The sequence below is a fragment of the Bacillus sp. NTK034 genome (assembly GCF_017303275.1).
Classification (GTDB): domain Bacteria; phylum Bacillota; class Bacilli; order Bacillales; family Cytobacillaceae; genus Cytobacillus.
In genome coordinates, this window is record NZ_JAFKOJ010000062.1 from 1 (window position 1) to 254 (window position 254).

Below are 254 nucleotides of genomic sequence, written 5' to 3' on the forward strand. Positions count from 1 at the left end.
TGCCAGTTCCGGCCCTTTGCCGGGTGCTGCTTCGAGCGTGATATACGTGGCTGTCGTCGCCGAGTAGAGATCAACCGGTTCCCTCACCGACAGGACATCGGAATTGTTGATATTCGCGACAACACCATCGTCCCAGCCCCCGGCGACCAGCGCGTCGGCATTTTGGTTCAAAGCCGCGGCCACAGCGCCGTAGAAATGCGCATTGCGCGCTTCTTCATCCACGAAGATATCAAAGATCGCGAGCGTATCGTCGT

Annotated in this window: 1 pseudogene; it reads right to left on the reverse strand. The window is 58.3% G+C overall.

The features are described 5' to 3' along the window. A pseudogene (locus JI665_RS28405) lies at positions 1-254 on the reverse strand (hypothetical protein); the annotation flags it as partial.